Genomic DNA, 13,845 nt, shown 5'->3' on the forward strand with positions numbered 1-13,845 from the left:
CTCCGCGTGGCCGCTATTGCCCGGGCCCGGCGAACCCCTCCGCGACCAGCGCGGCTAGGTCGATGTACGCGTCGAGGGTCTTCGGGGCGAGTTGGTTGAGGTCGATCTCGCTCAGGTCGGCTACGTGGGCGTCGTACGGTACGACCACTACGCCACGGCAGCGGGCCCGGAATCCCTCGACCAAGTCGTCGCTCGGCTCGTCCCCGGTCGCGTGCGACGTGCTGACCACGGTGATGGCGTGCCGTACCAGGTCGGCGTGGCCCTCCTCGGCCAGCCTGCTCAGGGTCGGGTGCGCGCTGCCGATGCGTTCCGCGGACGGGGAGGTGACGATGATCAGCTGGTCGGCGAGGTCGAGCACGTTCCGCATGCTGGTGTGGACGGCATCGGTGTCCGAGTCGCTGAGGATGATCGAGTAGCGGCTGCTCAGTGCCTCGATGACGCGTCGGTACTCCCCGTTGGTGACCGGAGCTACCAGGTCGTGGTCTCCCGCGAGGATCTCAAGTCCGGACGGCTTCCGCGTGGTGAATTGCTCGGGACGGTGGTCGAGCAGCGGATTCTGCGCCAGATCACGGATGGTGAGCGCGGTCTCGTGCTGGACGCGGCGGGTGAGACCGTAACCGCCGGGGATCGTGTCGACCGCGATCACGCCGTCCTGGCGTTCGCCCGCGAAGATCGCACCGAGCGCGAGGGTCGTGGCGGTGCGTCCGACCCCGACAGGGCGGCTGATCACCGCGATCCGGTGGCTGGTCGTCAGCGGCGTCCGGATCGGCTCCAGTTTGCGCTGCCGCTGGGCCTTTCCGCCGAAGCGGAAGCGGGACGTCAGACGGCGGGAGTGGGCTGGTGTCTCTTCGGGGAGTTGGGTGTCCGCGGACTGAACGTCGTACGGCATGGTGGAGGCGGACGCGGACGGCAGGCACCGCACGAAGACGCCCGCCACCTGGCCCGCTGTCGGGCGGCGGCCCGGGCGGTCGCTGAGGCAGGCACCGATGATCGAGAGCAGTTGGGGATCGCGCCACAGTTGTTCGTCCGCGAGAGCCGAAGGCGTCGGCTGCGCGTCGGCTATGGCGCGGAGAATCACCCCCAGCGCGTAGACGTTGTCCGCGTGGGTGCTGTTGACATCGTCGATGGCCGCGTCCGTCCAGCAGGTCAGCTTCACCGTACGGCCGACGAGGACGCTGTCCGCCGTCAGTTTCCGGAGCACGATGCCCTTGAGCGCGCACATGTTCACCGCCTCGGCGAGGCGCAGGCCGATGGTGGCGGCGTGCACAGGATCCAGCTGGGGCACACCCGCGGTGAGGAACGAGGTCAGCGTGGGGGCCGGGGAGCCGTCGGGGAGGGTGACGAACTCCGTCGCGACCCAGGGCGGGGCGAGATTGCAAGCGCTGGCGATGAACCGTGGCGCGTAGTGCCCGGACATCCGCCGCAGCGCCTCCACCTCGGCCCGCAGTTCCCGGTGGGCGCCTGGGGCGGTGCGGATCACCACATCGTGGGACCTCCGTACCGCGCGGGCCAGATAGACGTCGTACCCCCCGCTGCCGCCGAGCCTGCGGTAGCTGTCGAACTCCTCGAACGACGGCAGGCCGCCGTCCGATTCCGGGCGCGGATCGCGGGCAGGGGGCGCGGCCGTTGGGGCTTCGGCGGCCTCCGGCCGGAAGCCCCTGAGGAATTCCCAGACTTGCTGCGCGGTGTGGCGTTCGGGCTTCTCCCGGCATGACATCACCAGGGCGCGCAGTGGCTCCCATGCGGCGCTGCTCCAGCGCGGCATGAAATAGAGCCCCGGGTCGGGCCGCCCCGTCTGTGCCCCGCCGCCGAGGCACAGCAGGATGTCCCCCAGCGCCCTGACGTCGTCCTCGGGCGTCGGCGAAATGAGGAACGCCGGGAACACCACTCCGTCGACAGCGGCCGATGACCAGCCAGTCAGCAAGATGTCTTCACCAGCGACCTCCACAGCGCCGATGCTGAGGTCGCCGTGCACCAGGTCCGCGGCCGCGCTCAAGCGCACCGCGTCCGCGATCTTGCGGGCGAGCGCGAGGGCGGCATGCCCGTCCCAGCGCTCGGGGGCGGTACGGAGGACGTGGTCCAGCCGCTCCCCGATGAGGGGTTCCTCCGCAATCCACGGAACGTCGTCGGACAGCCCCTCGCGCACCAGACGGCGGGCGTAGCGGCCGTCCATGCGGCGCAGCGCCTCCGCATGCACGCCCAGCAGCTCGGTGTCCTGCCGTCCCCACTCACCGTGGGTGATCTGGACGACGGCCTCCGCGCCGTACGCGTCCTGGCCCAGGTAGGGCGTGAGCTGCACGCCCGGCGGTCCGGCCATCGTCAGCCGGTACGGACCGATCGTGCGCGGATCACCGGCTTCGAGACGGCGCCACTGCCGCGCCGCCCCACTGGTCGCGAACGCCGAGGACGACGACGGCGCGCCCAGGCGGGCCGCCAACCGTCGCTCGACCGTGCTGAACGGGCGGGCGCCGGGCGGGAGGTGGTCGGTGCCTGCCGGGTGGGCCAGCCAGGCGGGGAAGTCGGGGGAATGGCCCGCCAGTTCCTCCAGACGGCGGCCGATCGTCCGGCTGGTCGCGACCAGTTCGGCCAGCGGCACCGCGCCCAGCAGCGCCCGCTGGGCGGCGTCGGTGAAGGCGAAGGGCCGGTGTTCGGGCGGCAGCGGGTCCGGGCCCGCCGAGGCAGGTGGCTCGACCGGGCGCATCAGCCCGCCGAGGAACACCTCGGCCAGCCGACCGGTGTCGGACCGCCCGTCGACCGCCTTCTGCACCATCCGCATCACCGGCACCGGCAGTGGGGCCACCGCGGACAGATGGGCCGCCAGGCGGTACGCCTCCGGCGAGGCCGCGTCCCGGAAGAGCTGGACGCGGTCCAGTTCGGCGGCCGGGGAGGGGGACGGAGCCGGGCGGGCGGCGGCGGGGGCGCCGCGCGGCGGGGCGAGCAGCGGGAGGACGGCCGTACCGCTCGCGGAGGCGATCAGCCGGGCCCAGTCGGCCAGCGGCCCGGCCTCCGGCTCCAGGACGGGCACGGGTACCCCGTCGAAATGGGCCAGGGCGGCGGGCAGCACCGGATCGGCGACCGCCCAGTCCGCGTTGGCCGAACCGGGCCTGCGGGTGCGCACCTGCCAGCGCCGCGTCCGGATGCCGGAGCTGTCCCAGAGCCGGGGCGGCAGGGCGTGCACCACCGCGGTGGGCCCCACCCCCGCCCAGCGCGCCAGCACCCGGCCCATCCGCCCGTCGCGCCACGCGGCCCCCACTCCGTCGCTCACCACCAGCACCAGCGTGTGCCCGGACGGGTCCGAGAGCGCGGTCGTGGGGAGGTGGGGCGCGTCCGGGTCGTAGGGCCGGGTGCGCAGCGCGGGGGCGCCGCCGCCGCGGGTGTGCAGGCCGAGCACCCGTACGACGCGGAACGCGCCCGTGCGCTGCAGCACCGTGCGCAGCTCGACGGCCAGCCGCCGCCACAGCAGCATCGACGTGCCGTCGTCGACGACGAGCGCGAGGTCGAGCCAGCGCTCCCGGGCCGGGCGGGTGACCACGTCCGGCAGACCGGTCTCGGCGAGCGCCGCCGCGGTGGCGACCTCGTCGAACTCCCGCTTGAGCGGATTGGGGCGGTGCTGTTTGAGCGGGCGCAGGGCGCGGCCGATGGAGAGCTCCTGGTGCAGCGCCTTGTCCTCGGGCACGCGCAGCGGCAGCCCGCGCCGCGCGCCGGACGACTCGGCGCCGGTGCCGGGCCCGCCGGGGGCGTGGCCTCCGCCGTAGAGGCCGCGCGGGGCGTGGTCGGCGGGGCGACGGTCACGGTCCTGGCTTGCCGGGACGGGGAGCGGGGGTGCTTCTCGCTTCTGCGGCGGGGGCGGGGCGGTCGGCTGGGGGGCCTGTCCGGGGGCGGGCTGTTCTACGGGCGCGGCCGGGGCGGCGGGTCGGGTGGGCCCGGGGCGCGCGTCGGGCAGGGCCGCGCCGTCGCGGGTCGCCGCGCGCTCCAGGGGCGCCCCCGCCGCGTCGTGCTCGGGTAGCCGCCCGGCCAGCCAGAGGGCGTCGAGCAGCTCCTCCCGCGACAGGTACACGCCGCCGGACGCGAGGACTGTGATGGCCTCGTCCAGCCGTTCCAGCCGTCCGGCGCAGTCACCCCCTCCGGCCATGGGTCACACCGCCCCGCCCAGCCGGTGCAGCACCGCTTCCAGCAGCCCCTGCGCCGTCACATCCACCCCGCCCGACCGCAGGAACACGGCGTTCAGCAGCTGATCGGTGGCCAGCTCGCGCGCCGCGCGCCGACGCAGGAAGGCCTCCAGCAGCTGATCGACCTCTTCGAGCGCCTCCTCGCCCAGATGCGCGGTGACGATCGCCCGCAGCCGCTCCTCGTCGGGGGTGGGCAGCTCCAGCCGTACGCAGCGGCGCAGGAAGGCGGGCGGGAAGTCGCGCTCGCCGTTGCTGGTGATCACCACGACGGGGAACTCCTCGCACGCCAGCCGTCCCCGGCGGACCGTGGCCCGTTCGCCCGCGCGCTCGGTGAGCACCTCCACCACCGACTGTTCCTCCGGCAGCCGGGCCAGCTCGGGGATCTCGAACTCGCCCTCCTCGAACACGGTCAGCAGGTCGTTCGGCAGATCGACATCGCCCTTGTCGAGTTCGTCGACGAGTAGCGCCCGGGGCCGTTCGCCCGGCACCAGCGCGGTGCCCAGCGGGCCGAGCCGTACGAAGCTGCCGATGTCGGGTTCGGCCTCGCCGCGGTCCCGCATGAGGGTCGTCTCGCGCAGCCGCCCGATCGCGTCGTAACGGTAGAGCGCGTCCTGAACGGTGGAACGGCTGTTGACCGGCCAGCGCAGCACCTCACCCAGCCCCAGCTCGTGCGCGACCGCCCGCGCGAGGGACGACTTGCCGGTGCCCGGGCTGCCGGTGACGAGCAGCGGACGGCGCAGATGCAGGGCCGCGTTGACCACGTCCGCGTGTTCGGGCGAGATCAGATACGGCGACGGCCCGCCGGAACCGGAGGCCGTCTGGTCCGGGGCGTCCGGGCCGCTGCCGAAGCGGCGCCACGGCGGGGCGGGCGGCATCTCCACCTGCCGGGGTACGCCGTCCCCCCGGAACAGCCGCCAGCCGCCGTGCTGTTCGTGCTGTTCCCTTGCGTTCATCGGGGAATCTTCCTTTCGTTCCGCGGGCTCGTTCCGCAGGCTCATTTCGTGGGCTCATTCCGTGGGGTCCACGAGGTCCAGCCGGGGCAGTGCCCGCCCGGCGTCGGCCCACGCGAGGACCGGCCGCCCGGTGTACTCGGCCGGTCGCTGCAGGGTCTTCGTGCGGTAGGTCCGTATCGCCTCCGGCAGTTCACGCGCCGTCACCTCGGTCGCGTGCCGCACGGCCGGTGACCCCGGCTGCCCGCTGCGGTCCCACAGGACGACCGGAACGCCCGCCGCCAGACACATCTGGACGACCCCCGCCCGCCGGTGGGCCGCGACGTCGACCGTGACATGGGCGGTGAGCCGCTCCATCAGCAGACCGCACACCGCCTCCGGGTCGGGGGCCGAGGCGTCGTCGATGTGCACGGGCTCCTCGGCGTCCAGCCGGGCCCAGCGCTCCCGCCACTGGTCCAGCATCGCCTCGCCGCTCAGCTCCCGCAGCTCGGGGCAGTTGACGACCAGCGGATACGGCGCGCCGAGCGGGACGGGGAGCAGCGTCCGGGCCCCGGCCGGTTTCCAGGAGTCGGCGGGCACCTCCAGGGTGTCCCGGTCCACGACCAGTTCGATGACGAAGCGCGGGCCCGCCGGGTCCGGGCGGCGCAGCGAGCCGACCGCGTCCAGGATCTCCTGGGCCACCTCCTCCGCGCCGCGCGGCCGTTCGCTGTCGTCCGAGACCTGGCGCAGCCCGCCCCCGTCGTCGCACCACAGCCGCAGCCGGTAGCGCTCCGGCCCGTCCGGGTCCGATACGGCCGCGCCGCCCGGCGCGGGCCCGCAGGACGACAGCTTCGCGACGACCCGGGGCGGGGCGGAGCCCCGGGACGCGCCCCGGGCCCACTGCCGCGCGTCGTGGCGGCGATCCCGCAACGCCGCTTCATGGACGCCGAGTCGGCGGGCCACGGCCGCGCTCCACTGCCACAGCTCGGCGCGGAGCGCCGCCGTCGGGCAGCAGCCCGCGGCCACGAACTCCACGGCGCGCAGCAGCCCCGGGACGGCGGCCGCACGCTCGTCGTCGATGGGCGAGCTGTCGCCGTACAGACCCTCCAGATGGGCGATCAGCGCTTCGAAGCGCCCGCCATCGCCATCGCCATCGCCCTCGCCCTCGCCATCGCGACCGCCCTCGCGACCGCCGTCACCGCACGCTTCGCCGCCGCCGAATCCGGCCAGCAGCGCGCCGGGCAGGGCCGCCAGCGACAGCGCCGCCCGTACGGCCCCGGGGACACCGGCGGCCGAGGCCGGGGGCAGGGCGCGCAGCTGCCGCAGCAGCCGCTCGTACTCGCCCGGCGTGAGCAGCTTGGGCAGACCGTGGCGGCGCCCCAGGGCGAGGAGGTCGTCGGCGATCGGCCCCGCCGCCGGGCGCACGGCCTCGACCAGCGCCGGGAGGGCGCGCTCTCGGCTGAGCAGCAGCCGGGCGAACTCGTCGGCGGACGGCGCGCCGTCCGCGCGGTGGTCCAGGCCGCACTGGCGGGCGACCGCGCGGCAGCACCGCACCCAGCCGTCGGACAGCGACAGCTCCCCGTCCAGCAGGGCGGTCAGCTCCGGGTAGACCGGGTGGTCGCGCACGTCCTCGTCGGGAGGCGGAAGGAGGTGGTCCACTCCGGCTCGCCGCAACTCCCGCGTGACGCGCTGCCAGGGGATGCCCCAGGCCCGCCGCACCTCGCCCCGGATGCGCAGCTTCGCCGTCACGAGCCCGACGATGGCGCTCTCTTCGTACGACCACAGGGGGCCGCCGCTGTAGGCGGGTTCGATGTCCAGGGCGCGCTCGGCTCCGTCGAAGTAGCCGAACCGCCCGTCGCATTCGCTCACTTCGGCGTCGGCGAAGACCCCGGGCTCGCCGCTGCCGTGCCAGGCGCGGACGGACTGCCGCCGGGCCATGGGGTGCCAGGGCGGCGGCTCGAACGCGGGCGCCGCCGGGGCTCCGGCCAGCCGCAGGACGGCGAGGTCGCCGTTCCACTCGAAGGCGCCCAGGCCGCCGTCGTCCGTGCGGGGCGGAATCCAGGCCGTCAGCTCGGCGGAGGCCTCGACGGTGTGCTCCGCTCCGTGGATCTCCACCGAGAGGGCGATCGCTCCCGGGTGATCCGGGGCCAGCATGTCCTTGCCGAGGGCGCTGTTGACGACATGGGCGCAGGTCAGCAGGTGCCGCTGGGGCAGCAGGACCCCCGCGCCCGCCACTCGTCCGTCCGTCTTGGCCAGGATGGACACGGCGGGCCGTGGCGCGGACCCGCGGGGGTGGAACCAGCCCATGGCTCAGCCCGCGGGGTCGGGGTCGGGGTCGGAGGGCCGCGGCGGTGTCCGCTCCTCCGGCCGCCAGGTGGCCGAAATGGTGAGGCTGGCGTTCCCGTTCGCCCCCACGATGCCGAGCTTGAGGTCCTGGCCCACCTGCACCCCGAACTGGACGGTGAACTCCTGCGGCGGCCGGGGCGTTGAGCGGACCGCGTCGTGCACGTCCTGGAGCACCGAGCCCAGCCCCTGGAGCACGACGCCGAGACCGGCGTCCGCGAGCGCGGCCGCGGCCCGCGTGCCGCGCCCCACCGGGGTCACGCCCCCCACGCCTCCGACGCCCCCCACACCGCCGTAGGCGTCCGTGAGCGGGGCGTCCCCCACGGGGGCGAGTTCCAGCCGTACGGAGGTGCCGTCTGCCAGAGGTATCTCTCGGTGTTCCGTCACGTCTTCATCATGCCGATCACCAGGCCTCCGGTCTGCTCTTTCGTCGCAAAATCCCCGGAACGGGAAGCCGGTTGCGACGGGGCGGGCGGCGCCCGGAGGTCGATGTCGGATTCCCGCGAGCCCGGCGGCCCGCGGTGGCCGATGCTGGAGCCATGTACACCGATACCGACCGGTGCCTCAGGGCCGCGCGGGCCAAGGACGCCCGCTTCGACGGATGGTTCTTCATCGCCGTCGTCACCACCCGCATCTACTGCCGTCCGAGCTGCCCGGTCGTCGGTCCGAAGCCCGAGAACATGCGCTTCTACCCGAGCGCCGCGGCCGCCCAGCAGGCCGGATTCCGGGCCTGCAAGCGGTGCCGCCCCGACGCCAGCCCCGGGTCGCCGCAGTGGAACGAGCGGGCCGACCTCGTGGCCCGCGCCATGCGGCTGATCGCCGACGGAGTGGTCGACCGGGAGGGCGTGCCGGGGCTGGCCGGACGGCTCGGCTACAGCACCCGGCAGATCGAGCGGCAGCTGCTGGCCGAACTGGGCGCCGGGCCGCTCGCGCTGGCCCGGGCGCAGCGGGCGCAGACCGCGCGGCTGCTGATCGAGACCAGCGGGCTGCCGATGGCGGACGTCGCGTTCGCGGCCGGATTCGCCAGCATCCGGGCGTTCAACGAGACCGTACGGGAGGTCTTCGCGCTCTCCCCGACCGAACTGCGCGAGCGCGCCCGGAAGCAGCCCGGGCCCGCCGTGCCGGGGGCGCTGACGCTGCGGCTGCCGTTCCGGGCGCCGCTGTGCCCGGACAACCTTTTCGGCCACCTCGCCGCCACCGCCGTCCCCGGGGTGGAGGAGTGGCGCGACGGCACGTACCGGCGCACCCTGCGGCTGCCGTACGGGCCCGGCGTCGTCGCCCTCAGCCCCCGCCCCGACCACATCGCCTGCCAGCTGTCCCTGGCCGACCTGCGGGACCTGTCCGGGGCGATCAGCCGCTGCCGTCGGCTGCTCGACCTGGACGCCGACCCGGCCGCCGTGGACGACCTGCTGCGCACCGACCACCGGCTGGAACCGCTGGTCGACAAGGCGCCGGGGCGGCGGGTGCCGCGGTCGGTGGACGCCGAGGAGTTCGCCGTGCGCGCGGTCCTCGGGCAGCAGGTGTCCACGGCCGCGGCCCGCACCCTCGCGGCCCGGCTGGTCACCGCGCACGGCGACCCGGTCGCCGACCCCGGCGGCGGCCTCACCCACCTCTTCCCCACCGCCCGGGCCCTCGCCGGACTGGACCCCGAGGCCCTGGCCATGCCCCGCACCCGCCGCGCCACCCTCACCGGGCTGATCGGCGCGCTCGCCGAGGAGCGGGTCGGGCTCGGCGTCGGCAGCGACTGGGACGAGGCCAGGGCGGGCCTCGCCGCCCTGCCCGGGCTCGGACCCTGGACCGTCGAACTCATCGCGATGCGCGGCCTCGGCGACCCGGACGCGTTCGTCGCCACCGACCTCGGCGTCCGCAAGGCCGCCGCCGACCTGGGCCTGCCCACCACCCCCGGCGCCCTCACCCGCCACTCCGCCCACTGGCGCCCCTGGCGCGCGTACGCCGTCCAGTACCTCTGGGCCAACGACGGAGCCCACGCCATCAACCGCCTCCCCGCGTGAGCGGTCCGAACCAGGAGAATCCACCCGTGACCCGCACCCACACCACCGTCGACAGCCCGTACGGTCCGCTCACCCTGGTGGCCACCGGCGCCGGGCTGTCCGGGCTCTACATGACCGAACAGCGCCATCGCCCGCCCGAGGAGACCTTCGGCGCCCCCGGCGACCCCGGCGAGGAGCCCTTCGCCGGGGCCATCCGCCAGCTCGGCGCCTACTTCGCGGGGGAGCTGACCGCGTTCGACCTGCCGCTCCAGCTCGACGGGACACCGTTCCAGCGCCGCGTCTGGGACGAGCTGCGGCGCATCCCGTACGGCGAGACGTGGACGTACGGACAGCTCGCCGACCGCATCGGGCGCCCCACCGCCTCCCGCGCCGTGGGGCTGGCCAACGGCAAGAACCCGGTCGGCATCATCGTCCCCTGCCACCGCGTCGTCGGCTCCACCGGAAGCCTCACCGGCTACGGCGGCGGCCTCGACCGCAAGCGGCGGCTGCTGGACTTCGAGAGCCGCGCCGGAAACCGCTGAGGTCAGCCGCCTCGGTGGCGCGCCGACGTCAGCCGCCCTCGGCGGCGATCCGCTCCAGCAGCGCGGGCAGCGCCGTACCGATGGGCTCGCGGACGACCTCGTCCGCAAGCGCGTCGTACGGCGTCGGCTCGGCGTTGACGATGATCAGCCGGGCGCCGGACTCGGCGGCCATCCCGGCGAGCGACGCCGCGGGCTGCACCTGGAGGCTGGTGCCGACCGCGATGAAGACCTGGCACGCCCGCGCCACCGCGACCGCCTCGGTCAGCACCTCCGGGTCAAGACCCTGCCCGAACATCACCGTCGCGGACTTCAGGATTCCGCCGCACTCCCGGCACGCCGGGTCCGCCTCACCGGCCACGACCCGCTCCAGCGCCTCGTCCATCCCGGAGCGCTCCTCGCAGTGGGTGCACTCCACGACGCGCGCGGTGCCGTGCAGTTCGAGCACCTTGCGCTCAGACATCCCGGCCAACTGGTGCAGCCCGTCCACGTTCTGCGTGATCACGCGCACCGGGACCCCCGACCGCTCCAGCCGCGCCACGGCCTCGTGCGCGCCGTTCGGCCGGGCGTGCAGCGCCTTGCTCTCCCGGCGCATCTGCCAGGAGCGGCGCCGGATGTCCGGGTCGGTCATGTAGTAGTCGTACGTCACGAGCTTCTCGGCGTCGGGATCGCGCCGCCACAGCCCCTGCGGGCCGCGGTAGTCGGGGATTCCGGAATCCGTCGAGATACCCGCCCCGCTGAGGATCGCGACGAGGGGCCGACGCGTCGTCTCGCTGCTCATGCGGCGAGCCTACGCCCGCCGTGCGGTCGTGGTTTCCCCCTGCCGCACGTCGTGCCGCACGCCCTCGGCCGTCGTCGCGGCGGACGCTGTCCAGCCGAGCAGCCGGGCCGGGTTGGCGCACAGGACGCGCCGGGTTTCGGCGGCGCCGAGCTCCGCGGTGAGCCAGGTCAGGGTGGTGCCGTAGACGCGGCCTTCCTCATGCAGGGTCCAGGGCCAGTCGCTGCCCCACACCATCCGCTCGACTCCGCCCGCACCCAGCAGGCTTCGCAGCATCGCCGTGGCCGCTCCCGGCGCCGAACGGTACGGCGCGGCCGCCTTCACCCACACATGCGGCGCGGTGAGCAGACGGGAGAGCGCGTCGGAGCCGGGGTAGCGGAGCGACGGGGTCGCGGGCAGCCCCAGATGGTCGACGACCACCGCGCCGGGCCAGCGGAGGAGCCACGGTGCCAGCTCCTCCCACTGCCGCTCGCGCGCCTGCACCTCCAAGTGGAGCCCGCGTGCGGCGAGTTCGCGGGCGAGTCGCGGCCAGGGGCCGTCGCCCAGCGGGGGCACCGGACGGCCGATCAGATTGAGGCGGATTCCGCAGACGCCCGCCTCCGCGAGCCGGTCGAGTTCGTCCCCCGGCGTCCGGGGGCCGACGACGGCCACGCCGCGGAGCCGTTCCGGCGCCCGGCCGAGGGCGTCCAGCAGGTGGGAGTTGTCCGTTCCGAGGAAGCTCGGCTGCACCAGAACCCCGGCCGCGAGACCATGCGCGTCCAGCAGTGACACGTAGGCGTTCACCGTGGCGTCGTAGTCCGGGCTGTACCGCCGCTCGTCCGCCAGCCGCAGACCGCGCGTGAAGACGTGGGCGTGGGTGTCGACGGCCGCGGGCGGCAGCCGGGTCTCGGTGAACATCACGAACCGAGAATAGTCCTATGAAGGACTAGACGTCAGCAGGAATCGAGACCATGCTTTCTCGCCATGCAGCCCACACAGCCGACGCAGCCTGTGCAGCCCGTCCCGCCCACGCCGGAGAGCCCCGGCGCGGCCGCCCTCGCCGGGACCGACCCCCGTCTGCCGCTGCACGCCCGGCTCCGGGAGGTGATCGCCGAACGCGTCCGCTCCGGGGAGTGGTCGCCCGCCGAGCCGCTGCCCGCCGAGTCCGCCCTGGTCGAGTACTACGGGGTGTCCCTGGGGACCATGCGGCGGGTGTTCCGCGACCTCGTGGACGAGGGGCTGCTGGAGCGGCGCCAGGGCACCGGGACGTTCGTCCGGAGGGCATCCCTGGACGCGTCCCTCTTCCGCTTCTTCCGGTTCGGGACCGCGGGGAGCGGCTTTCCGCGGAGCCGCATCCTCTCCGCCGCCCGGCAGGTGAGCACCCCGGCCATCGCGTCCGCCCTCGACATCACCGCCGGTAGCGAGGTGCTGCACTTCCACCGGCTGCGGCTCTACGACGAGCGGCCCGTCCTCGTCGAGGACATCTGGCTTCCGCTTCCCCTGTTCGAGCCGCTTGAGCGCATCGGCACCGACGACCTCGGCGACCTGCTGTATCCCACGTACGAACGCCACTGCGGGCAGATCGTCGCGGCCGCCACGGAGGAGCTGACCATCGAGGCGGTCACGGCGGCCGACGCCCTGCTCCTCGGCTGCGGACGCTCCGAGCCGGTGGCCGTGGTCGAACGCGTCGCCCGCTCCCATGACGCCCGGCCGCTGGAGTACCGCCGCTCGCGCGGGTCCGCGCACACCTTCCGCTATCGCATCGACATCCGCTGACCCCGCTTCCCGCCGACTCCCCCCGCACCACGAAGAGAGCCGCGTCATGTTTGCCTGGTACCGGGACACCGACACACCGCAGAAACGAGCGTTCTGGGCCGCCTTCGGCGGCTGGACGCTCGAAGCCGCCGATGCCCAGATGTTCGGGCTCGTCCTGCCGACGCTGCTGGCCACCTGGCATCTGAGCACCGGAGCCGCGGGCACTCTCGCCTCCGTCACCCTCCTCTTCACGGCCGTGGGCGGCTGGCTCGCGGGCTGGGCCTCCGACCGCTACGGGCGGGTCCGGGTGCTGCGGTGGACGATCGTCGTGTACTCGGTCGCCACGGTCCTCATCGGCTTCACCGCCGACTACTCCCAGCTGATGGTGTTGCGCAGCGTTCAGGGCTTCGGCTTCGGTGGCGAGTGGGCGGCGGGAGCCGTCCTCGTCAGCGAGTACATGGGGACCCGCCACCGCGGCCGGGCGCTGGGGGCCGTACAGAGCGGATGGGCGCTGGGCTGGGGCCTCGCCCTGGCGACGTACACCGTCCTGTTCAGCCTGTTCCCGGAGGAGTGGGCCTGGCGGACGATGTTCTGGCTCGGCGCGCTGCCCGCCGTCCTGGTCATCGCCATCCGCCGCAAGGTCACCGACCCGCCGCTCTACCGGCAGCGGGCCGCCAGGGCCGGGAACCGGGTGTCACTGCTGCGGATCTTCAAGCCGGACCTGCTGCGGGTGACCCTGCTCGGCGCTCTGCTGGGCCTCGGCAGCCACGGCGGCTACTACGCGCTGACCACCTTCCTGCCGACCTACCTCCGCACCACCCACGGCCTGTCGGTGCTGGAGACCAGCGGCAATCTGGCGGCGTTCATCGCCGCCGCGTTCCTCGGCTACCTCACCTCGGGAGTCCTGGCCGACCGGATCGGGCGCCGGAAGAACATCGTGTTCTTCGCGGTGATGTGCCTGGCCTCGGTCGTGGCCTACCTGTTCCTGCCGATCAGCGACACCCAGATGTTCTTCCTCGGCATCCCGCTCGGCTTCTTCTCCGCGGGCATCCCCGCCGGTCTCGGATCGCTCTTCGCCGAGCTGTACCCGACCGCGGTGCGGGGCACCGGGCAGGGCTTCTGCTACAACTTCGGCCGCATCGTCGCGGCGGCGTTCCCCGCCTTCGTCGGCTTCCTCAGCGACAAGCTCGGGATGGGCGCCAGCATCGGCCTGTTCGCGGGCAGCGCGTACGGCATCGCCGTCATCGCCGTGGCGCTCCTCCCCGAGACCGCGCACCAGGAACTCGACACCTCCGCGGACGACACCCCCGCGCCCTCCTTCGTCTCAGCCGCCTCAGCCCGCTGAACAAGTCCGTTCGGCAC

The 13,845-nt window shown here is 74.1% G+C and carries 10 protein-coding genes; 4 read left to right on the forward strand and 6 right to left on the reverse strand.

Going from position 1 to position 13,845, the window contains the following annotated elements; genetic code table 11:
• Positions 1-13 precede the first annotated feature (13 nt).
• From ABZ370_RS27075 to ABZ370_RS27090, 4 genes are read right to left on the reverse strand one after another with little or no spacing between them, the layout of a single operon-like run.
• A complete protein-coding gene (locus tag ABZ370_RS27075; RefSeq protein ID WP_358625686.1) occupies positions 14-4,132 on the reverse strand; it encodes an SAV_2336 N-terminal domain-related protein in 4,119 nt (1,372 codons plus the stop codon).
• A 3-nt stretch (positions 4,133-4,135) separates the two neighbouring features.
• Entirely contained in the window at positions 4,136-5,122 is a 987-nt protein-coding gene (locus ABZ370_RS27080) for a MoxR family ATPase (protein ID WP_358625688.1), read from the reverse strand.
• Between the two features lie 54 nt (positions 5,123-5,176).
• Complete coding sequence (locus ABZ370_RS27085; protein ID WP_358625690.1) at positions 5,177-7,363, reverse strand: trypsin-like peptidase domain-containing protein; 2,187 nt, start codon at positions 7,361-7,363, stop codon at positions 5,177-5,179.
• A 45-nt stretch (positions 7,364-7,408) separates the two neighbouring features.
• Complete coding sequence (locus ABZ370_RS27090; RefSeq protein WP_358625692.1) at positions 7,409-7,828, reverse strand: CU044_2847 family protein; 420 nt, start codon at positions 7,826-7,828, stop codon at positions 7,409-7,411.
• Between the two features lie 152 nt (positions 7,829-7,980).
• Between ABZ370_RS27090 and ABZ370_RS27095 the strand changes: the two genes are divergently transcribed.
• Together ABZ370_RS27095 and ABZ370_RS27100 are read left to right on the forward strand one after the other, a co-directional pair.
• Entirely contained in the window at positions 7,981-9,453 is a 1,473-nt protein-coding gene (locus ABZ370_RS27095; protein ID WP_358625694.1) for an AlkA N-terminal domain-containing protein, read from the forward strand.
• 26 nt (positions 9,454-9,479) lie between these two features.
• Entirely contained in the window at positions 9,480-9,974 is a 495-nt protein-coding gene (locus ABZ370_RS27100) for a methylated-DNA--[protein]-cysteine S-methyltransferase (RefSeq protein ID WP_358625695.1), read from the forward strand.
• 28 nt (positions 9,975-10,002) lie between these two features.
• On the opposite strand, the gene ABZ370_RS27105 is transcribed toward ABZ370_RS27100, so the two are convergent.
• Both ABZ370_RS27105 and ABZ370_RS27110 read right to left on the reverse strand, forming a co-directional pair.
• Complete coding sequence (locus ABZ370_RS27105; protein ID WP_358625696.1) at positions 10,003-10,752, reverse strand: Sir2 family NAD-dependent protein deacetylase; 750 nt, start codon at positions 10,750-10,752, stop codon at positions 10,003-10,005.
• Positions 10,753-10,761: 9 nt separating this feature from the next.
• Positions 10,762-11,646 (reverse strand): amidohydrolase family protein, encoded by an 885-nt coding sequence (locus ABZ370_RS27110; protein WP_358625875.1) that lies wholly within the window; start codon positions 11,644-11,646, stop codon positions 10,762-10,764.
• Between the two features lie 66 nt (positions 11,647-11,712).
• Between ABZ370_RS27110 and ABZ370_RS27115 the strand changes: the two genes are divergently transcribed.
• Together ABZ370_RS27115 and ABZ370_RS27120 are read left to right on the forward strand one after the other, a co-directional pair.
• Positions 11,713-12,504, forward strand: a complete 792-nt coding sequence (locus ABZ370_RS27115; RefSeq protein WP_358625697.1) for a GntR family transcriptional regulator — start codon at positions 11,713-11,715, stop codon at positions 12,502-12,504.
• Positions 12,505-12,550: 46 nt separating this feature from the next.
• On the forward strand, positions 12,551-13,828 hold the full coding sequence (locus ABZ370_RS27120; protein ID WP_358625699.1) for an MFS transporter: 1,278 nt from the start codon (positions 12,551-12,553) through the stop codon (positions 13,826-13,828).
• The last annotated feature ends 17 nt before the right edge of the window (positions 13,829-13,845 follow it).

The organism is Streptomyces sp. NPDC005962, assembly GCF_040629205.1.
Lineage (GTDB): Bacteria > Actinomycetota > Actinomycetes > Streptomycetales > Streptomycetaceae > Streptomyces.